Source organism: Mesorhizobium sophorae, assembly GCF_002270415.1.
Lineage (GTDB): Bacteria > Pseudomonadota > Alphaproteobacteria > Rhizobiales > Rhizobiaceae > Mesorhizobium > Mesorhizobium sophorae.
Window position 1 is genome coordinate 569,810 of sequence record NZ_NNRI01000021.1, and the last position, 17,815, is coordinate 587,624.

The 17,815-nt window shown below is 60.0% G+C and carries 18 protein-coding genes and 3 pseudogenes; 7 read left to right on the plus strand and 14 right to left on the minus strand.

Annotated elements, in window-relative coordinates; genetic code table 11:
- Positions 1-210 precede the first annotated feature (210 nt).
- The gene (locus tag CGZ66_RS41890; RefSeq protein WP_425352332.1) at positions 211-426 is read left to right on the plus strand and encodes a DUF6538 domain-containing protein; all 216 of its coding nucleotides are present in this window, start codon (positions 211-213) and stop codon (positions 424-426) included.
- Positions 427-447: 21 nt separating this feature from the next.
- Here CGZ66_RS41890 and CGZ66_RS41895 read toward each other — a convergent pair.
- The 3 genes and pseudogenes from CGZ66_RS41895 to CGZ66_RS30995 form a co-directional block, all read right to left on the minus strand.
- Positions 448-585: pseudogene (locus CGZ66_RS41895) on the minus strand (IS5/IS1182 family transposase); the annotation flags it as partial.
- Complete coding sequence (locus tag CGZ66_RS30980) at positions 578-2,242, minus strand: recombinase family protein (RefSeq protein ID WP_245331310.1); 1,665 nt, start codon at positions 2,240-2,242, stop codon at positions 578-580. The pseudogene CGZ66_RS41895 and the gene CGZ66_RS30980, both read right to left, overlap by 8 nt.
- A 380-nt stretch (positions 2,243-2,622) precedes the next feature.
- Positions 2,623-3,321 (minus strand): annotated as a pseudogene (locus tag CGZ66_RS30995) (IS5 family transposase); the annotation flags it as partial.
- Positions 3,322-3,446: 125 nt separating this feature from the next.
- On the opposite strand from CGZ66_RS30995, the gene CGZ66_RS40445 reads away from it, so the two are divergent.
- From CGZ66_RS40445 to CGZ66_RS31015, 6 genes are all read left to right on the plus strand, one after another.
- Positions 3,447-3,830 (plus strand): hypothetical protein, encoded by a 384-nt coding sequence (locus CGZ66_RS40445; RefSeq protein ID WP_206073817.1) that lies wholly within the window; start codon positions 3,447-3,449, stop codon positions 3,828-3,830.
- Between the two features lie 48 nt (positions 3,831-3,878).
- On the plus strand, positions 3,879-4,277 hold the full coding sequence (locus CGZ66_RS31000) for a hypothetical protein (RefSeq protein ID WP_095090489.1): 399 nt from the start codon (positions 3,879-3,881) through the stop codon (positions 4,275-4,277).
- A gap of 112 nt (positions 4,278-4,389) precedes the next feature.
- Entirely contained in the window at positions 4,390-5,427 is a 1,038-nt protein-coding gene (locus CGZ66_RS31005; RefSeq protein WP_095090490.1) for an SIR2 family protein, read from the plus strand.
- Positions 5,424-7,172: an ATP-binding protein gene (locus CGZ66_RS31010; RefSeq protein ID WP_095090491.1), complete on the plus strand. Its 1,749-nt coding sequence runs from the start codon at positions 5,424-5,426 to the stop codon at positions 7,170-7,172. The genes CGZ66_RS31005 and CGZ66_RS31010 overlap by 4 nt, the downstream gene beginning before the upstream one ends.
- A gap of 291 nt (positions 7,173-7,463) precedes the next feature.
- Positions 7,464-7,625: a hypothetical protein gene (locus tag CGZ66_RS40130; protein ID WP_167392314.1), complete on the plus strand. Its 162-nt coding sequence runs from the start codon at positions 7,464-7,466 to the stop codon at positions 7,623-7,625.
- Between the two features lie 158 nt (positions 7,626-7,783).
- Positions 7,784-8,074, plus strand: a complete 291-nt coding sequence (locus CGZ66_RS31015; protein ID WP_095090492.1) for a hypothetical protein — start codon at positions 7,784-7,786, stop codon at positions 8,072-8,074.
- A gap of 265 nt (positions 8,075-8,339) precedes the next feature.
- Here the strand turns inward: CGZ66_RS31015 and ubiM are convergent, their stop codons facing one another.
- From ubiM to queC, 11 genes and pseudogenes are all read right to left on the minus strand, one after another.
- The gene (gene ubiM, locus CGZ66_RS31020) at positions 8,340-9,521 is read right to left on the minus strand and encodes a 5-demethoxyubiquinol-8 5-hydroxylase UbiM (RefSeq protein ID WP_206073820.1); all 1,182 of its coding nucleotides are present in this window, start codon (positions 9,519-9,521) and stop codon (positions 8,340-8,342) included.
- 106 nt (positions 9,522-9,627) lie between these two features.
- Positions 9,628-10,338, minus strand: coding sequence for a DsbA family protein (locus CGZ66_RS31025; protein WP_095090494.1), 711 nt, complete (start codon positions 10,336-10,338; stop codon positions 9,628-9,630).
- Between the two features lie 267 nt (positions 10,339-10,605).
- Positions 10,606-10,833: pseudogene (locus tag CGZ66_RS41130) on the minus strand (cation:dicarboxylate symporter family transporter); the annotation flags it as partial.
- A 626-nt stretch (positions 10,834-11,459) separates the two neighbouring features.
- Entirely contained in the window at positions 11,460-11,600 is a 141-nt protein-coding gene (locus CGZ66_RS40135) for a hypothetical protein (RefSeq protein ID WP_167392315.1), read from the minus strand.
- Between the two features lie 44 nt (positions 11,601-11,644).
- Positions 11,645-12,778, minus strand: a complete 1,134-nt coding sequence (locus CGZ66_RS31030; protein WP_095090495.1) for a M24 family metallopeptidase — start codon at positions 12,776-12,778, stop codon at positions 11,645-11,647.
- 195 nt (positions 12,779-12,973) lie between these two features.
- Entirely contained in the window at positions 12,974-13,141 is a 168-nt protein-coding gene (locus tag CGZ66_RS40140) for a hypothetical protein (RefSeq protein WP_167392316.1), read from the minus strand.
- A gap of 267 nt (positions 13,142-13,408) precedes the next feature.
- The gene (locus CGZ66_RS31040; RefSeq protein ID WP_095090497.1) at positions 13,409-14,902 is read right to left on the minus strand and encodes an efflux transporter outer membrane subunit; all 1,494 of its coding nucleotides are present in this window, start codon (positions 14,900-14,902) and stop codon (positions 13,409-13,411) included.
- 510 nt (positions 14,903-15,412) lie between these two features.
- Positions 15,413-15,535 (minus strand): hypothetical protein, encoded by a 123-nt coding sequence (locus CGZ66_RS41410; protein WP_280952838.1) that lies wholly within the window; start codon positions 15,533-15,535, stop codon positions 15,413-15,415.
- Positions 15,536-16,017: 482 nt separating this feature from the next.
- Positions 16,018-16,755: a 7-carboxy-7-deazaguanine synthase QueE gene (gene queE, locus CGZ66_RS31045; protein ID WP_245331311.1), complete on the minus strand. Its 738-nt coding sequence runs from the start codon at positions 16,753-16,755 to the stop codon at positions 16,018-16,020.
- The gene (gene queD / locus CGZ66_RS31050; protein WP_095090498.1) at positions 16,743-17,099 is read right to left on the minus strand and encodes a 6-carboxytetrahydropterin synthase QueD; all 357 of its coding nucleotides are present in this window, start codon (positions 17,097-17,099) and stop codon (positions 16,743-16,745) included. The genes queE and queD overlap by 13 nt, the downstream gene beginning before the upstream one ends.
- A complete protein-coding gene (gene queC / locus CGZ66_RS31055; protein WP_095090499.1) occupies positions 17,099-17,797 on the minus strand; it encodes a 7-cyano-7-deazaguanine synthase QueC in 699 nt (232 codons plus the stop codon). The genes queD and queC overlap by 1 nt, the downstream gene beginning before the upstream one ends.
- Between the last annotated feature and the right edge of the window lie 18 nt (positions 17,798-17,815).

Here is a 17,815-nt window from a genome sequence, read left to right on the forward strand (position 1 = left end):
TAGAACCGCAACGATTGCGGCGGGCACGCTATAGACGAGAACGAGCCGGGCCAACTTTATAAGTGACGACGCTACATGTCTGTGGTCAGGATTGTCAGAGTTCAATCCTCTCTCGCAGCACCATTCCAAGCCATTGAAATCGCTCAACGTCTTGCGTTGTAAGGACTTTTCAGCCGCTCCACTACAGGAGCGGTACACATGGTCCTTCGCATGAATCATCCTTGGCCACATCCGGACTCCGGTATCTACTGGTATCGCAAGCGCGTTCCCGAGCGGCTGAAGCCGCTGGTCGGAAAGACGGAGGAGAGGATTTCCCTCCGAACGCGCGACCCTGAACAGGCCAGGATCGAGTTCGCCCGCGTTTGTCTTGAAGTGCAGCAGCGTTGGCGGGAGCTTTCCGCAGGCCCCCGCAGCCTTAGTGTCTGAATCGGAATGACCGCCGTGTTTTCAGGCCCTTGCGAGCCGTCGGGTAAGCATGCGGATGTTTGCGATGAGGACCCAGGCCTGTGCGGATTCGATGGACCGCTCGAAGTCCTTTGCCAGCCTACGGCACCTACCCAGCCATGCAAAGGTCCGCTCAACGATCCGCTGTACAATGTTGCGTGGAACTGGTTGTCCGGCTTGGCGGTTTCTGGCCGGCTGAGCCATCGAGTGGCGGAACCCTGAAGACGATCTCTACCTGCGTGTTGTCGATTTCGACCCGGCGGACCACGGTACGGATGATCTGCTGCATGCCGATCCTGTGAAGACCGTCGAGCCCTGCTTTCACCTTGGCGGAGAAGTCTTCCAGACGGCTGACGAGGAGTGACAGCTCGTGTTCGTTCTCGGCCACGTCGACCGCTGCCTGGTGCCGCACCTGAAGCTGAGAAAGGCGTTGTTTCAGACCCGCGATCCGCGGTTCGAATTCCGCCTTGTCGATGATGCCCTCGGCATAGCTGTCGATCAGCCGACCGATGCCGCGACGCAAGGTGGCCATTTGTCGTTCGAGGCGGGCGATCTCCTCCGGCTCACGGACTTCGTCACGGGCCGCAAGGAGGCGGCGACGGTATTCCTCGGCCATGCGGCGCGGATCCTCCAGGAGACCTTTGACTTGATCCCACACCGCTTCTTCCAGGTGATCGCCGCGCACCTGCGGGTTGTCGCAAACGGGGTGGCCGCTGAAGCGATAACCGTCCGTACCGATACAGCGATAGTAGCGCAGCGTGTCCGTCGGGTCGTATTTGCGGGCGCGAGGTGCGCGCTTGCCATAATAGGCGTAGCCGCAACGCCGGCACACCGCGAGGCCCTGCAGCAGCCAGTCCGAGCTCGGCGTGCGTTGGCGCTTGCGCTTCCGGTTCTCCTCAAGCTGAGCATGGACCGCCTCGAATTCGGTCGGATCGACGAGCGGGGGAACAGGAATTTCGATCCACTCTTCAGGCGGTACGGGAACGCGCGAAGTGGCGTGCGGCGAGGGTTGTGAGTGGCCGCGGATCGGCCGCAACCGCGGTCGTGGCGGCACGTAGCGGGCTCGCCCGAAAGCGGCCCGTCCGATATAGGCGGGATTGGCGAGCATGCCGCGGATCGTGGAGGCGTACCAATGCGTCGTTCCTGTCCGCGTCCGGCAGCCGATCTGCTCGAGCCGGCGGCATACCCCTCGCAAGCTCATGCGATCCAGGCCGACCCATGCGAAAATCAGTCGAACAATGTGTGCCTCCTCCTCCACGACCTCAAAGCGTGCCAGGCCGCCACTCTGGTCGCGGCTCACATAACGGTAGCCGAAGGGAGCACCCGTCAGCGCGCTGACGGAGCCGGAGCGTGCCGCGTGACGGCGACCACGCCGGCTCCGCTCGAGGATTTTGGCCCGTTCATATTCGGCGATCACACCCTGAACCTGAAGCAATAGATCATCCTCGGCCGTGCCACCAATGGGGCGGTTGAGGAACACGATCTCCACACCGGCACGACGAAACTCGTCGATCAGCAGCGCCTGATGGGCATAGCGGCGGGCGAGCCGATCGGGGGCGTGGACATAGAGACGGTCGACTTGGCCACCGGCAACCGCATCCCTCAGCCGTTCCAGCGCCGGTCGAAGCAATGTCGAACCACTGTAGCCGTCATCCACGTAGCTGTAACCTGGCTCAAGCATGAAGCCGTCGGTGGCAATGCGTTCCTGCAACGCAATCACCTGACTTGCAATCGTGTTATCGCGCGCCTGCGCCTCGCTCGACACCCGCGCATAGAGCGCACATTGCGTCTCGGTCATTGCTCACCTCCCGATCTCGTCATCGCTTTCGTCACCTTCGATGAGGGGTCCGCTCGACGCTTCTGCCGTTGCTTCGTGCGCCGTATCGTCGGCACAAGATGGGCGTAGGCCTCGAGCAGATGTTGGGGGCCGGTTCTTGTCGCTTCGAACGACACCTGCATGCGCAGCACAGGGCGATCCTTGCGCCGGACCATGTGCGCCTCCATCGGCCGGCTCGCAGCTCGGCCGTCGATGGCGCATTAAATCCCCAGTTGGCTCTGATTCGGCCGCGACAAATCGACTCGCATCCCAACCGCGGCGAACCTCAACAAGCGACCGCATACGGCGTGGACGCTCAATGCGCACCGACCACTCGAAACCAAACTTGGCAACATTGTACAGCGGACCACGACCCATCGGCGTGGCAGGACTTCGAAGCCCTTGGCGCTGTCCGATCGCTTGATGATCTCCATCGTGAACGTTCCGAGCTTTTGCAGGGCGCCGCGCAGTTTCGGCCCCGCATAGCCGCCATCGGCAAAGACATGGCGCAGCCACGGCCAGCGCTTGAGGATGGATTTCAGGACGGCCGGGGCGCCGTCGCGGTCCTGGATGTCGGCGGCGTGAACGACGACGCCGACCAGCAGGCCCAGCGTGTCGACGACGATGTGCCGCTTGCGGCCCATGATCTTCTTGCCGGCGTCGAAGCCACGAACGCCGCCGCTTTCGGTGGTTTTCACGCTCTGACTGTCGATGACGCCGGCGGACGGGCTCGCCTCCCGGCCTTCCCGTTCGCGCGCCGCCATGACGAGTTCGTTGTTGATGGCGCGCAGCAATCCTTCGTCGCGCCAGTGCCAGAAGTATTTCTGCACCGTCGAGAACGGGGGGAAGTCCTTGGGCAGAAGCCGCCATGCTCCGCCCGACGACGCCATGTAAAGCAGCGCGTTCACAACCTCGCGCAGGTCCGTCTTGCGGGGCCGGCCGATCCGGTTCGGCGCCGGCATCAGCGGCTCGATCAGCGCCCACTCCGCGTCCGTCAGGTCGCTTGCGTAGCGCGGGCAGCGCCGTTCATAGTGAGGGCGAGTGGTTTCGGTCCAGGGCATCATGATCTCCGTCGAATCTCAGCAATCCGACAGAATCACAACCCGCTGAAATCACTCACTTCTTTTTGGAGCAGACACTTAGCGAAAGGCAGGCTGCTGGCCTCGCGGGAGAAATCTACGATGCCATGGTCAAGGAGCATGGGGACAACCCATCGCGCATGCCCGGCCGCAGCTTGGCGCTCATGCTGGACCAAGCCGCGTTGCGACGGGGCTCAGTGCGGACGATTCCCTTACCGGATAAACGGCCAAAAGTGATGCAGGGACGGTTTAGCGTTTTGTCGGCCCGATTGGCTTGTCGTCGTCAGGGTCCGTCGAGGTCGCGACAACAGGTTCGTCCGGAGCGGGCGGCATCAACAACTCGTCGCCTCGCCTCGTCCATTCCGGAGTCAGCTTCAGGATTTTCCGTTGGCGAAGCGACGCAGGAATTTCCTTACCGCTTGTTGTTACCGGAGGAGGAAGCGCGTCAGAAATTTCCTTTCCAAATCGCCCGCGCCAGTTCCAACTTCTGAGAAAGATCATCGGCCATATCGTCCCTCCGGTTTTTGAATCCTCCGGTTTTGCCGATCATTCCATGGCAGAGATTTCAGCTCCCCGTCATCATTCTCGCGCGGGCTGCTGTCGGCTCCGAGGGAATGCTGCCGTTCCCGCCGCCACCTGCTGATATTGAGTATGCGGCTGCATTCACTGCGATAGTCCAACAGCATCATGCGGAGGATTTGGAAGCTCCAATTGAAATAGTCGTAGACGAGATCGATGCCATTGTTGGACCTGCCCTCGGTCTGTCGTTTGAAGATGTCGCGTCAATCCGTCGTGAGCTGATCGAAGATCCATTTTTAAAAAACATAAAGCCTCGTTATCCTGCTTCAGCCGCACGTATTCATGGTTATAGGACAGGCCTTGATATTTCCGAGCGTCCCATTTGCTCGGCAAAAATCGTTGGATTTCTCAAGAAATAAAGTATCGGACAGTACCCAATTTACCCTTGGAAAAGCTGGCTATGGCGTTTCCTTATCGATGAGGGGGGTGTAGAGCCCAAGTCAAGTTTAACAAGTATCTCGGGGGGAGATCTTGAATCTGCACGACCTAAAGTCGCTGTTGCAGCGGCATTTCAGCGATGGGCTTGTGACCATCGTCGGGTCAGGCTTGTCTTGCGCTGAGGGTCTGCCAGGCATGGCCGAAATCGCGCAACATCTTCAGGCTGTAATAGTAAACGATCTCACCCCCTTCGATGCAGAACAATGGGCGGTTCTTAGCCCACTCATCGCTGACAAGGGACTGGAGGCCGCTTTATTGGAAGTGGCCCCAACTCCAGCACTGGAAACGGCAATCGTTGCGCGGACGGGGCAGTTTATCGCAAATCGGGAGCGCGAAATCGTCGAGGAGGTTTTTGCAAAGACCAGAACGCTGCGGTTCACGCGACTATTGGCGCATCTCCTTAAGCCGGATAGCGGCGCACCAATCATAACCACGAATTACGACCGATTGATCGAGATTGCCGCCGAAGAAGCAGGACTTGGCGTGGATACGATGTTTGTCGGCCAGTTTGCAGGCATCCTCAATGAACATGAAAGTCGTCTCGGCTTTTGTCGCGAAGTGACCCTCCGCGGAAAGCAGGTTCAATGGAGATACCGCCAGCGGGTGAATGTGTTTAAGCCGCATGGCAGTCTCGATTGGTACCATCGAGACGGTCGGCCAGTGCGCTATGCTGGCGATTTGACATCGCCACGTCTGATCATAACTCCTGGATTGAATAAGTTCCGCAATGGCTACGAGAGCCCTTTTGATCGGCATCGAGAGAGGGCGAATTCTGCAATCGATCGCGCGAGCCGCTTTCTGGTCATTGGCTACGGGTTCAACGACGATCACCTCGAAACTCACCTCACGCCTCGTATTCGCAGCGGTGTTCCGACGCTGTTGCTGACGCGCGGGTTGTCTCCCAACGCGATGAAACTCGTTGAAGAGTGTCCGAACGTAGTAGCGATTCAGCACGCCGTCGTCGGAGGCAGTCAAGGTTCATCGGTGTTTGTGGATAGGGCGGAAATGCAGGTACCGGACCTCGCCCTTTGGGAACTGAACTCCTTCATTTCTGAGGTGCTTGAACCATGACCGAAGTCGCATTGCAGTTTTCCGATGGCGACCGAATTGGGCGTGTCGCCTCCGTCGATACCAGCCGTGTTGCAGTCGATGTCACCAATTCGGTCCTGCTCACCCGCATTGGCATAGGCCAACTCGTTGCCATTCGGGGGGCGACTGAGAGGGAGTACCTGATCGCGATGACAGAGCGGGTTACGCGCAGCATGCGCGAGGAACTGCCTGCGCAGGGCAGTGACGACGAGACTGGCGCACTTCTCGCCGCAGTGCCGACCGACATTCTGCAAGGTGTCCTTATAGGCACATTCCGAACTGTCGAAGGGGCGAAGATAAATACATTCAAACGAGGTGCCGACAGCTTCCCGCAGATTGATCGTGAATGCTACGTGATCGAAAGCCTAAACCTACAAAGGTTTATGGGAATCTTGGGTGCGGGATTCTCCGAAGACGAACGGCTAAAGCTAGGTGTCTTCGTTGCTGATCGTTCGGCCGATGCCATTGCCAGCGGCGATAAGTTTTTCCAGCGCCATGCCGCAATCCTCGGCAGTACAGGGTCAGGAAAGAGTTGGGCCGTCGCACTGATCCTTGAACGCGCAGCCAAGCTCAAATTCCCAAATATCATCGTATTCGACATGCATGGGGAATACGCACCTTTAGCGGACAAAGCGGCTGGCGGATTCGCCGAGCGTTTCCGCATCGCTGGTCCAGGCGATCTTGAGAAACCCGGGGATGATGTCCTGTTTCTTCCGTACTGGCTGCTCAACCGCGACGAAATGTTGTCGATGATCCTCGATCGCAGCGATCAGAATGCGCCAAATCAGGCTTCACGGTTCACGCTACACGTTCGCAATCTGAAAGGGCGAACGTTGGATAACGAGGGCAAAGCCAGCGTGAAGAAAACTTTCACCGTGGATTCGCCTATCCCATACAACGTAAGAGAATTGTTCGGATTATTAGATGCTGACAACAGCACCAAGGGAATGGGGAAGACGGGTCCTATTAAGGGTGAATGGGAGGATAAGCTGACCCGCTTCCTTTCACGTCTGGAAGCCAAATTAGATGATCGACGCTACGGATTCATGTTCGCGCCCTCAGAAGCAGCCTCTAGTTACGACTGGCTTGCAAAACAGGCGCTGAAGCTTCTGAGTGCCGGAGATGGATCTGGAATCAAGATCATCGACTTTTCGGAGGTACCTGCGGATGTGCTACCTGTCGTAACTGGCACGCTCGCTCGGCTCCTGTATGATGTCCAGTTCTGGATGGGTGGGAAAGCGCGCACGCCAGTCACCCTGCTTTGCGACGAGGCGCATCTGTACCTTCCTGTTCGCGACGATGCCGATGCCGTGCAACGGCAGGCGCTGGGTTCTTTCGAGCGCATCGCAAAGGAGGGACGAAAGTACGGCTTCTCTCTGCTGGTGGTGAGCCAGCGACCCTCGGACGTAAGTCGAACGATCCTCAGTCAGTGCAACAATTTTCTTGCGTTGCGGCTTACCAATGAGACTGACCAAGGTGTGATCAAGCGTCTCATGCCGGATTCGTTAGCTGGCCTCACGAGCATCCTTCCCTTGCTTGACGTAGGGGAGGCGCTTTTGCTCGGGGACGCAGTACTGTTACCCACCCGAATTCGGCTTGATGTTCCAAAGATCAGGCCGGACAGCGCGACGCGCGATTTCTGGACCGAATGGGGCTCGGTTAGGCCAGATGTCGCTGCGATAACAGCAGCGGTGGAATGCCTACGTAGCCAATCACGCAGAGAATGAACTTGGGGTAACACTCCCACCTCCGCGTCCGGCAACCATAGAGGCGCAGGTAGTGAACGCAATCGCACCGCCATGTAAGGACCCCCAATTTCCGCGTGTCCATTTACCGTTCTTGAAGGGCATCATGCATAGGGATACGAGAAGGAGAACATTGCATCGATGGACCAGACCAAGCAGACAGACGAATTCGCCGCCGCTCTGAAACGATTGAGCGACAGGGCCAGCGAACTTTAGTTCGCGTCCTTTTTCCCGGCCGCAACCTTCACGCCGAAGAAGCAGGAAGCCGAGGCGATGAAGGTTGGCTATGAGCTCATCCAGCTTGTCGAAGCTGCCGACGCGGCCGGACGGCCCGAGATTTCCGCCAAGGCCCTCAAGTCCGCGAAGGTGGTGCGCGACATGTCCTTGAAAGCGAGAGCGCAGATGCCGAAGCGCAAGCGGAAGACATCTGCCTAGTCATCAATGAAGGGGCAAACCAGAGCTGGCGCTCGCGCCGCCTAGTTGCCGTAGGCAAGCGAACCAAGGACGGGCTCGGCATTTTTGCCGAGAATGCCGCCCTTTCTCCCGCAGCCGAGACCTGGTCCATAAGGCGGGCAAACAACCGGAGAACGGGAATGAGGAAACTTGCAGCGCCGATCAAAGACCTGCCCAGAACCCTCAAGCGCCTGCAGGAGAGGGGGGCTTCTCTTGCCACGGTGGCCTTACTCGTCCCCGATCCTGCTTGGACTCTGTATGAGTTGGAGGCCGCCGGGGCGGAGGTCGGTCGTAAGCTGATGGAAGTGATGGCCGCTGCGGAGGGTGTGGGAAGGTTCGACATCGCGAAGGAGGCCAGGGACTCCGCCGACCTGATGCAAGCCATGATTGATCGGGTGCAACCGCGGCTAACGGCTTTCCGACCCTTGTGAATGACCCACAACACTGGTACAGAGAGCGCCTTCAGCGGCGGCTGAAACCCTTGATTCCCAAGGCTCGCAGGGGCGTTTGAGCGGAGTTCCGCCGTTTATCCGGCAGAACGGGACTGTCGAGCCTTCATCCTTTCTTGGTCGTGGTTTGGCCAGCGAAACGACCCTCGTAACCGCGAACGGGGGTACCAAGGGTCTGCTCGAAAATGAGCGCTCACTGGCAGCCATCACCGGCAGTTGCGAATGCTTTACGAATTTCGGTGTGATCTTACCGCGTGAGCATGGCGGAAATGCCATGGCGGACGAAGGGGAGATATTGGGCAAAGCGAAGCCCGACATGTCTTGCAACCCGTGCCGCTGGGTACTCGCCTGAGTATAGTCCGATAAGGATATTCGTGGCATGATAGATCGGTGCCGCCGATAGGCGCAGGCAGCTTTCGTATTTGTGAAGCAAATCGGGATCGGCAATGTCGCGACGGTCGCGACATGCTGTCAGGATTCCATTTGCGAGTTGCTTCTGCCCGCTGAGGCCGATGTTGAAGCCATGCGCGGTCACTGGGTGCATGCCGATGGCGGCATCGCCAACAAGTGCGGCGCTTGGAGCGCAGAACTTGTGCGCCCACGTCGTGACCAGCGCATAGCTGTGGCGGGTGCTTGCCAGGCTCATTTTTCCGAGGCGCCCTCGACACCGGTCCGTCAATTCTTTCAGGAATAAATCGTCGTCGAAAGCAATCAGTCTGTCGGCCTGGTTTGAGGGCAAGGTGAGAAGCAGCGACGACACGCCTTGGGTGAGCGGCAACATCGCTATCGTCTGATGGTGATCGAACCATTCGACTGCGATCTGGTGATGGAGGCGCTCGTGCCTCACCCGGCAAATCAGCATCGATTTGCCGAGCTGGTTGATATCGGCGCCGATGCCGAGCAGGTCGCGCATGGCGGACAAACGCGAATCCGCTGCAACGAGAAGCCGAGCGGTCAATTGCCTGCCGTCAGACAGCGTTATGACCGCACCTTCGTGGCTGTTTGTTGCATGGACGACCGCGTGGCCGCACAGCAGTTGGGCATGATCCTGCAAGCGTATGATCTTGAACAGGGCGTCGCGGATCCGACAATTTGGCACCAGAATCCCGAGCGGCTGGCGAGATCGGCTGGGCGAATCGAAGCGCAGCGTGAAGGGGCTCGAACCATTGAGCACGCGCGCGCCTTGAAGGGGTGATTTGTCCGAAGCGGGGATGGCATCCCAGGCGCCGAGCTCGCGAAGGATTGCAATCGAAGCGTTGGTCAGCGCGATCTCGCGACCGTCGAAAGCCGGATTGGCCAGCCTTTCCAGGGGCTGCTGTTCGACGACGGCCACCTTGAGTTGGCTCCGGGCAAGCGATGCGGTGAAGGAAAGCCCGACCGGCCCGGCTCCGATGACAACGATGTCAAACGTCTCGTGGGAGCCAGCCATCAGCATGCCGCGATCGCGTCGGCCGTCCCGGCGAGATGCTGCCTGGGGAGAGCCGCAAGCGCGGCTCGATTGAGCTGCTTTTCCAATGCCCGCCCCAGCCATTTGGTCAAAATGCCAAGTCTGCGGATGTGGTAGGCTGAGCCTTGGCCGTCGCGCGCGCATCTGCAATGGCGCGTTGCAGTCTGACAAGGTCGACCACCCCGGGGATCACTTCGTCGCCGACCACCAACGCCGGCGTGCCGGTGATATGCAGACCGCTGGCGAGCGCGCGATTGCGCGCGATGGCGTCTGCGGTCGCCGGATCCTCCATGTCCCGCTTGAGCTGCTCAACGTCTAGGCCCACACGGCCTGCGATGGTCAAGGTGGTTCTTTTGTTGACCACGCCGGGAAAATTCATAAGGGCGAGGTGGAACGCCTCATACTTTCGCTGTTGGCGGGAGGCGAGCGCCGCCCCCGCGGCGAATTCGGAATTCGATCCCAGGACCGGGAACTCCTTGAACACAAGCTTCACATTGGCATCGTCCCTGATGGCTTGCTGGATATTGAGGCCTGCCGCCCGACAAGGCAGACAGTTGTAGTCGAAGAAAGAGACCAGAGCGACATCGGCTTCGGGATTGCCGGCGATTGGCGAAGCGAGGTCGTTGAGGAGGGCGTCGCGCCGCTTGAGAATGAGGATGCGCAGCTCCGCTGCGAGCTGGCGATGGTCTCTCAGCAGGCGCAGGTCATCTGGATACTGCTTTAGCGCCGCCAGCGCCGAAAGAAGCAGCGCGACCAGAATAGCGATCGCGGCGACGAGGGTGGTACTTTGCTTAAACATGAGGCGGGCTCCAATCAGCGGTGAACGGTCGGGCAGCAACGGCTGGCCTTTTGGCGCAAAGCGGTCATCGCTTTGGATCGGCGGCCGAGCGGGTCGCGCAGCACGGGAAGCTACTGGAACCCGTAGCCATCGAGCCGGTGCCATCTGGCGGTGCGTCCATGACGGCTTCGTGCCAACGAGCCGACCCCAATATCTGGGAAGCGTTCGCGCGAGCTGGCCAGATGCAAGTGCCGTTCGCCACGCCGGCCGACCTTCTGGAGTCGTTCCCTTCTGGAGATCGTTCATAGCGGCGATGCCGGTCGAATTGTCAGAAAGATGACAGGCGCGATGACCATCTTGACGAACTTGATGAAGGCATCGTCCAGCCGCTTCATGCTCTCGCCGACCTGGCGGATAGAAGCAAACATGGGTGACGCCATGGGCGATGGCGGCAAGCACCTGCGCGTAAAGCCGGGCGTAGCAAAGCTTGCGGGGCGCGGGACGTGGGCTGCGAATTGGCCGGTTTCAAGATAGTTGTCTCCCTGCGCGGATCGAGGTGGGTTCCTCCCTTTGGGGGCTTCTCCCATCACGGCGTTCCGGTCGAACGCCACACCAATGACGTAGCAAGCTTCGTGCCGACTAGCGGCCGCGCGAAACGCGCGGGATCTCTCATAGCGATCCTGGGCACATTTGTGCACTCGCCGCTGGCGCCTGCCCTGCACCGAAAGGCCGACTGCGGGAATTGAACTTCGCGGAGCGGCTGGAAGGCCGTCGACGCGACGTCTTTGCCTTAAGGGCTGCGATCGGCGTGGTCGATATCGTGGTACGGCTATGCCCCGGGCCCGTAGCCCGGCGGTCTGATCATACCGGGTGATCGAATATCAAACGCCGCGGTTAGCACCGATTGTCTCTGCAGCCACCCTATGGTCGGGTGCTGAGCAGGCGGCGGGGTCGACCACCGCGTTACGACATAGCGCAAGTGCGCACCTGGCGCGCAATCGTTGCACTGGCCACACCGCCCGGACGGCTACGTCGGATGCGCAGTCGGTGCCGGTGCGGACTTCGGAATGAACAGCGAGGCGATCCTGCGATCGACCGGGTGCGGCCTTGACCTCAGACGCATCGCCCGATGGCTGCAAGTCTCAAACCTCGCCGCCATTCAATGCCTCGACGGTTTGGGCAAGGCGAGCATCAGCAATACCGTGGATGGGGTTGGCGGCTTGCCCGTTGACAAGTTGAACATAACCACGCTGCGCCCAGTGTCGTGCTTGCAGCGAACCCATCAGGGGGCGTTTGTCGCCCTCCGGCTGACTGACAACGGGTCCGCTCAAACAAGAGTCATCGAATCCAGGTCAGATGGGAAATCGGTCAGCTTCCGATAGCCGTCCGCAGTGATCAGAACTGTATCGGAATGGCGGTAGCCACCTTGGCCGTGCCAGTAGATGCCCGGTTCGACACTGATCAACATGTTCTCCTGCAGGATGTCGTCGCTCCCCTCGGCAAGCCACGGTCCTTCGTGTCCGGCCATGCCGATACCGTGACCGGTCCGGTGCAGCAGATTTCCGCCGAATCCTTCAGAACGCAGGAACGACATGACCTTATGATCGACTTCGTGGGCGCTGACACCGGGCCGAAGCATGTCATATGCGATGTTGCGGGCCGCGAGCATCGTCGCGAAGACCGCGGCTTGGTCGCCCGAGGTGCGGTGCAGGAAGAAGGTACGCTCGGTCTCCGCCGAATAGCCGTTCACCCGAAGAAACGACAAGCCGACATTGGGACCTTCGCCGAATATGTCCGTCGGTTCGGGAAAGCGATGCGGCTGGGCGCTGAAGGGGGCAGCCCAGACACCGAGCCAGATCGAGCTGGTGTGCTGGTCGAATTTTCCTTCGCCCTCGACGATGGCATTGCGAAGCTCCGGGATGCGGTCATACCCGCCTTGGATGGAGGTACCGATACGCGCTGCATCCATCACCATCCGCAGGCCGAGGTCACAAAAGCGCGCGGCCCGTTCGATCCGACTGATCTCGTAGGGCGACTTGACCAGTCGCAAGCGCTCCACCAGTGGCTCCACCATCGGGAAAAAGTGCTCAAGTGCTCGCATGAGTTCGGCAGGCATGGACGGCTCCACTGCGATCACATCATGCTCCCCGATCACCTGGGCAAGCGCGTCGAGAAATGTTTCGCCTTTGGGCGCCGGGTACTCGGTGTATTCCAAGATGCGATGCAGCAGCGGGATCGCCGCGACGTTCTCGGCCTCCAGCCGCGGTGTCACAAAGACGAGATCGCCCTCGGGGCGTACGACGAGGAAAAACGGGCGCTCGAATGGCTGATAGCGGAAGCCGGTCAGATAAAAGATGCTGTCTGTAGAGGTTATCAGCGCAGCATCCAGCTCCTTGTTCTCGATCAAGCGTCTTAATTTATTAAGCCGAAGTTCGTATTCGTCCAGTATTCCTGTCTCCATGACAAGCCGTCTCCTTGTTGTTCCAGGTTAATCGGCCCCGCCGAACACGACATCGAAATTCATCCAACCCGCGGCAGCACATTTCGAAAAAGCCGAGGCACTAAGTCGTTGCACAGTCACGAACGGAGTGAAGTGAGCACAGTTGGCGCGGTTACGACCTGCGGCTGTCGCCGATGAACGCCAGTCCCTGTCGATCTAGAGGCGATCCATGCCAGAGACGCGGAGGCTGGCCAGCTGTTGACGTCCCGCCTTGCCGAACAAGTCAACCGGCGGCACGGTCTGCTCCGGGTAACGGTCGAACGCCGCTGCGATCCCGTCTTCATCATAGTGCACAACCGGACGTGAACAGCAGCTGGCGGACATGGAAACGTTCCCTTTTGCGGCATGATGTGGTGGAAGCGCGCCACCTGCTGAGCTGCACCGAAACCGCGTCGTCGCGGATAATTGCCGGGGCGGCGGTGACTGCGACCGCGTTGGAAGGTCGATCGCAGGATCCAGGACGGCCGGCGCGTCGATGCGCTTTTCGTAGAAGCGCCGGACCGAATCCGATGCAAGGTCGACGATGTGGGAAGATCTCATTGCCTTGAGACCCTGCGAAACGGAACATGTGAAGTTCGGCTTGCGCGTTTGTCATTGGGTTGCCTTCGACGCCGGCTGTGGCCTGGTTTTGGCGTCGACGCCCTCCGGCTTGGCGCTGTCGATGGCCCCGTCCCAGCCGCCGCCGAGCGCCTTGTTGAGCGCGATGTAGTCGATGGCGATCGAGACGCGACTTTGCAGGAGAGTGTCCTCGGCCGTATCGAGCGAGCGCTCCGCGTCCAGCACGTCGAGCAGGCTCGCCGCACCGGATTGGTAGAGTATCCGCACCTGGCGTGCGGCATCGCGGGCCGATTTCGCCGACGAGGAAAGCTTGCCGTTCCTGATGCGCTCCTGTGTCAGCGAGACGCTGGCGTTTTCCACATCTTGGAGCGCCGTCAGCACGGATGCCTTGTAGGCGATGAAATGTTGGTCGCGCTCGGCCTTGGCGACGTCGACGGCGGCCTGCAGCTTTCCGGCGTTGAACAGCGGCACGCTGAGCTTCGGCCCAAAAGAGAAGCCGATGGTGGAGTTCTTGCCGAGGTCGCCAAGCTCGAGGGCCGACGTGTCGATATTTCCAGTCAGGTTGACGCTTGGATAGCGCGCTGCCTCGGCCTGGCCGATCCTGGCGGTGTACTGAGCATATTGCCGCTCCGCCATGCGTATGTCGGGGCGGGCGAGCAGGATGTCGGCGGGAATGCCGGTCGGCACCGGCAGGTGTGGTGCCGGGATGGGCGCGCCGCGCTTCAGCCTGTCGTTGAGCGCGTCCGGCGACCGTCCGGTGACCACGGCAAGACGGTGCACCGTCTCCGCATAGCTAGCCTCCAGCGTCGGCACCTCGGCCTCCGTGCTGCTTGCCTGTGCCTTGGCTTTTGCCACGTCGGCCGCTGTCACCAGGCCGGCCTTGGCCCTTGTGCGGGTGATGGCGACGGTCTGCTCTTGGGAGGCGACTGAGCGGCGCGCGAGTTGAATGCGCGCCTGATAGCCGCGCGCCTGAGCGTAGTTGGCGGCGACATCGCCGATCAGGGTCAGCAGCCTGGAGCGTAGTTCTTCCTCGGCGGCGTCCAGTCCATAGCGGGCCGCCTCGACGCTCCGGTGGTTGGCGCCGAACAGATCCAGCTCCCATGTGGCGTCGAAACCGGACCGGAACGCGCCAGAGGAATCGCCGCCAGATCCCGACGTGATCGCGGCAGTCGTGCCGCGGTTGGCCGATAGGGAGCCGTCGGCGGACGGGAACAAGGTCGCTGCGCTCTGGCGATAACTCGCGTGAGCCTCGCGTATCTTGGCTCTGGCGGAGGCGACCTCGAGATTGCCGGCAACCGCTTCCTCGACAAGCGCGTTCAGCTCGGGGTCGCGCAGCCGCTGCCACCATTTCGACAATTGAGCCGGTAAGGCGGTCTTTGTTGGGTTTTGGCCGTTCCAGTGTGCCGGCGTGGGCAAAATTGGCGTCCGATAATCCGGGCCGACGATACATCCCGCCAGCAGGACAACGGTGGAAATAGGCACGATGAGCCGCCCCGCGGCAATCGAGCCGCGTTCGAAACCTTGCATATAAAAAGCCCTTATTGCTCATTGACTGTCGCTGGCGTCTTGCCCGTGTTCCTGTCTGGCCGCCTTGCCATTGAAAAGTTGCGCCGCACCCGAACAGCGGCACACTGCGATCTCGCCCACCCTGACAGGTGATAATCACATGGTGGGTTTTGTCTTTCCTTATTGGGTTCTTCCAATCAAAATAATGCCGCTGGAAGACAGAAGATGTGACGGTCCTGTGACCATCATCAGCTCGGCAATTGGTCCTTCCTCCGGCGGGCGCGACCTGTCTCATGCCACCTCCTTCTTTGGTTTTCGTCGAGCAATTTCAAACTCGGCATCGTCGACAGGGCACTTCCTGGGGCCGTGCGATGAAAGCCCGCAAGAAGCGCGCCAGCTGCAGGAGGCGTCGACGGATCGCACCCGTTCAAATAATCGCACGCGTTCAAATAATTGTGTTGCGTCAGCCTTTTGGTTGGGCGAAGGGCCGTCTCGAGTTCTGTCAATTGCGGATGGCGAGACAATTGCGGCTCACGCCATCAGGCGCCGACCAACATGCAGTCTTTCCAGGTTCGATAGCAGAATGTTTTCGACGGCGGCGCTGCGTTCATGCTTGCGGTCATGAGCATGGTGGCGTTCGGTGACATTGAACATTGCCATGGCCGCCCCCTTTTTGCTGAACTTGACTTACACAACCCTCAACAGCCGCAATCCTTAAGGAGCCTCAAAGCAAATGGGCACCGCTGCCGCGTCAGCCTCCATACGTCCGAGCCGCAGCCGCAAGCCTTGAGCGCCCCTGTGGTGGGGTTCCACTGTTAGACGCCTTCGCTCGGCCGCGGCTGGACAGGGTCCAAATGGACGTCCATTTTGCCGTCGGTCTCGATGCAGACACCTCCCTCCAAAACGGAGACTTCTTCGCATGATCCGCCCAGGCTGGGCAGGAGGGAATTCGGGTGAGCGCTTACCGACCAACAAGGCCGACACTCGTCGATATCGCCAGCAATCCGAATCGGGGAAAGGTCATCGTTGCGGCGTGGTCAGCCCTTGGCGCTGATACCCGAAACAACAGCGCCGTCAAATGTGGGCCAACGCGAACCTAAGACCCACAGGCGCAGTTCCAGTGAAAGGCGGGCAGGCTAGACGCCTCTCTTGTTACCCCAGAGCATAACGTGCAACTGCGGCAGCACGCGGGCTTCGAACCACCTGTCGCGGGTCACGCTTTCAACCAACCACTCCATGCGTTTCGTTATTCCGTCAAGGTCGACGGCGGAGTCTGCATTTCCGGGGCGCGGCGGCGTGTGATTGCCGGGTTGCAGATAGATCGGCAATCGTGGAAATCTCGCGGCGGCGTCCTTCGCGTAGGCGTAGTCGCTTTCGTCGAACACAACGAGCTTGAGCACGACTTGCGGCTTCTCGTTTGCCGCCTGGACGCATGCCTCGATAGCGGCCCAATCGGTCGTCATTTCGCTTGACGGCGGCTTTGGGCTCAGAACCAGTACGTCAAGCTCGGCAAACCAGTCCCTGACCACCGAACCTTGGGTTTCCAGCGCAAAACGGTATCCTTCCCGGTGGCCCCGTTCGATAAGCGCACCGAGCGGCTGGATGGCCGGATTGCCGCCCGACAGCGACACCATAACCGGGCGGCCACCGGAAAGCCCAACCACGCTTTGCCAGACCGCGTCAACGGACATCATTTCCCATTCATGGCGGTATTGATTGTCCACCGCATGCAGGCTGTCGCACCAGGCACAGCGATAGTCACACCCGCCGGTTCTGACGAAGACCGTAGGCAAACCGATGAGCACGCCTTCGCCCTGGATCGTCGGCCCGAAAATCTCACTGACGCGGATTGCGGGATGCGTCATGGCCGCCATTCCGCCCATGTTTTCGGTGTTTCGCTCACCCGCACGGCCGAAGTCTCCGGCAGGCGTGCCTTGCACCATTCATAAAAATGTCTTGCCAGGTATTCCGCCGTGACTTGCTCATGTCCCAGCGCATCGTTGAGATGTCGGTGGTCGAAACTCTGGTCGATATAGCGTTTGAGCGATGCCAAATCGTGATAGTCGCGTACGAACCCGTGCTCGTTCAGTTCCTTCGCCGAAAGCTCTACTTCGACGATGTAATTATGTCCGTGCAGGCGCGCGCACTGGTGGTCGGGAGGCAAGGAGGTCAGCTGATGCGAGGCTGAGAAGTGGAATTCCTTGGTGATGCGGAACATTACACGTTCCTCCTATGCAGCGCCTCGAGCCAGAAGTCGGCATCCTCGTAGTTGGTAGGGTCAGGGTGCTGCGCGAGATGGAACGCTTCGCGTCGCTCGACGCAGGTCCCGCACCGCCCGCAGTGACGCTCACCGCCCTTGTAGCAAGACCAGGTCTCCGCAAATTGCGTGCCGTATCGTGCTCCATCCTCAACGATGTCCGCCTTGGTGAGATTCACGTAAGGCGCATGAAGGCGAATGTTCGCGTAGCCGTCGAGGGCGCGGTCTTGCATCATCTGGAAGGCATCAATGAAGGCCGGACGGCAATCTGGATAGATGAAATGATCCCCTCCATGCACGGCCGTCGCCACCGCTTCGGCCCCCTGCGCGGCCGCGAATCCAAAGGCGGTAGCTAACATGATGGCGTTCCGGTTCGGCACCACCGTGACCTTCATCCTGTCTTCGGCGTAGTGCCCGTCCGGCACGTCCACACTATCGGTTAGGGCGGAGCCGGAAAGGCCGCGGCCGATTTCGCGGATATCGATGATCCGATGCAGCACGTTTAGTCGCTCCGCGCAAAGGGCGGCGAAGCCCAATTCCTTCCTGTGCCGTTGGCCATAATCGAAAGATAGCAGGCTGGCGAGTTGGTGCTCCGCTGCCACCTTGTGAGCAAGCGAAACGGAATCCAATCCGCCGGAGCAGATGACGAGAGTCTTCATCGTTGGGTTCCTTGTTTT

Bases quoted from the DNA above. Each gene is read 5' to 3' on its own strand.
- CGZ66_RS41890 (WP_425352332.1), top strand. From the start codon at position 211: ATGAATCATCCTTGGCCACATCCGGACTCCGGTATCTACTGGTATCGC.
- CGZ66_RS30980 (WP_245331310.1), bottom strand. From the start codon at position 2,242: ATGACCGAGACGCAATGTGCGCTCTATGCGCGGGTGTCGAGCGAGGCG.
- CGZ66_RS40445 (WP_206073817.1), top strand. From the start codon at position 3,447: ATGGTCAAGGAGCATGGGGACAACCCATCGCGCATGCCCGGCCGCAGC.
- CGZ66_RS31010 (WP_095090491.1), top strand. From the start codon at position 5,424: ATGACCGAAGTCGCATTGCAGTTTTCCGATGGCGACCGAATTGGGCGT.
- CGZ66_RS40130 (WP_167392314.1), top strand. From the start codon at position 7,464: ATGAAGGTTGGCTATGAGCTCATCCAGCTTGTCGAAGCTGCCGACGCG.
- CGZ66_RS31015 (WP_095090492.1), top strand. From the start codon at position 7,784: ATGAGGAAACTTGCAGCGCCGATCAAAGACCTGCCCAGAACCCTCAAG.
- ubiM (WP_206073820.1), bottom strand. From the start codon at position 9,521: ATGGCTGGCTCCCACGAGACGTTTGACATCGTTGTCATCGGAGCCGGG.
- CGZ66_RS31025 (WP_095090494.1), bottom strand. From the start codon at position 10,338: ATGTTTAAGCAAAGTACCACCCTCGTCGCCGCGATCGCTATTCTGGTC.
- CGZ66_RS40135 (WP_167392315.1), bottom strand. From the start codon at position 11,600: ATGGGTTCGCTGCAAGCACGACACTGGGCGCAGCGTGGTTATGTTCAA.
- CGZ66_RS31030 (WP_095090495.1), bottom strand. From the start codon at position 12,778: ATGGAGACAGGAATACTGGACGAATACGAACTTCGGCTTAATAAATTA.
- CGZ66_RS40140 (WP_167392316.1), bottom strand. From the start codon at position 13,141: ATGTCCGCCAGCTGCTGTTCACGTCCGGTTGTGCACTATGATGAAGAC.
- CGZ66_RS31040 (WP_095090497.1), bottom strand. From the start codon at position 14,902: ATGCAAGGTTTCGAACGCGGCTCGATTGCCGCGGGGCGGCTCATCGTG.
- CGZ66_RS41410 (WP_280952838.1), bottom strand. From the start codon at position 15,535: ATGTTCAATGTCACCGAACGCCACCATGCTCATGACCGCAAGCATGAA.
- queE (WP_245331311.1), bottom strand. From the start codon at position 16,755: ATGGCGGCCATGACGCATCCCGCAATCCGCGTCAGTGAGATTTTCGGG.
- queD (WP_095090498.1), bottom strand. From the start codon at position 17,099: ATGTTCCGCATCACCAAGGAATTCCACTTCTCAGCCTCGCATCAGCTG.
- queC (WP_095090499.1), bottom strand. From the start codon at position 17,797: ATGAAGACTCTCGTCATCTGCTCCGGCGGATTGGATTCCGTTTCGCTT.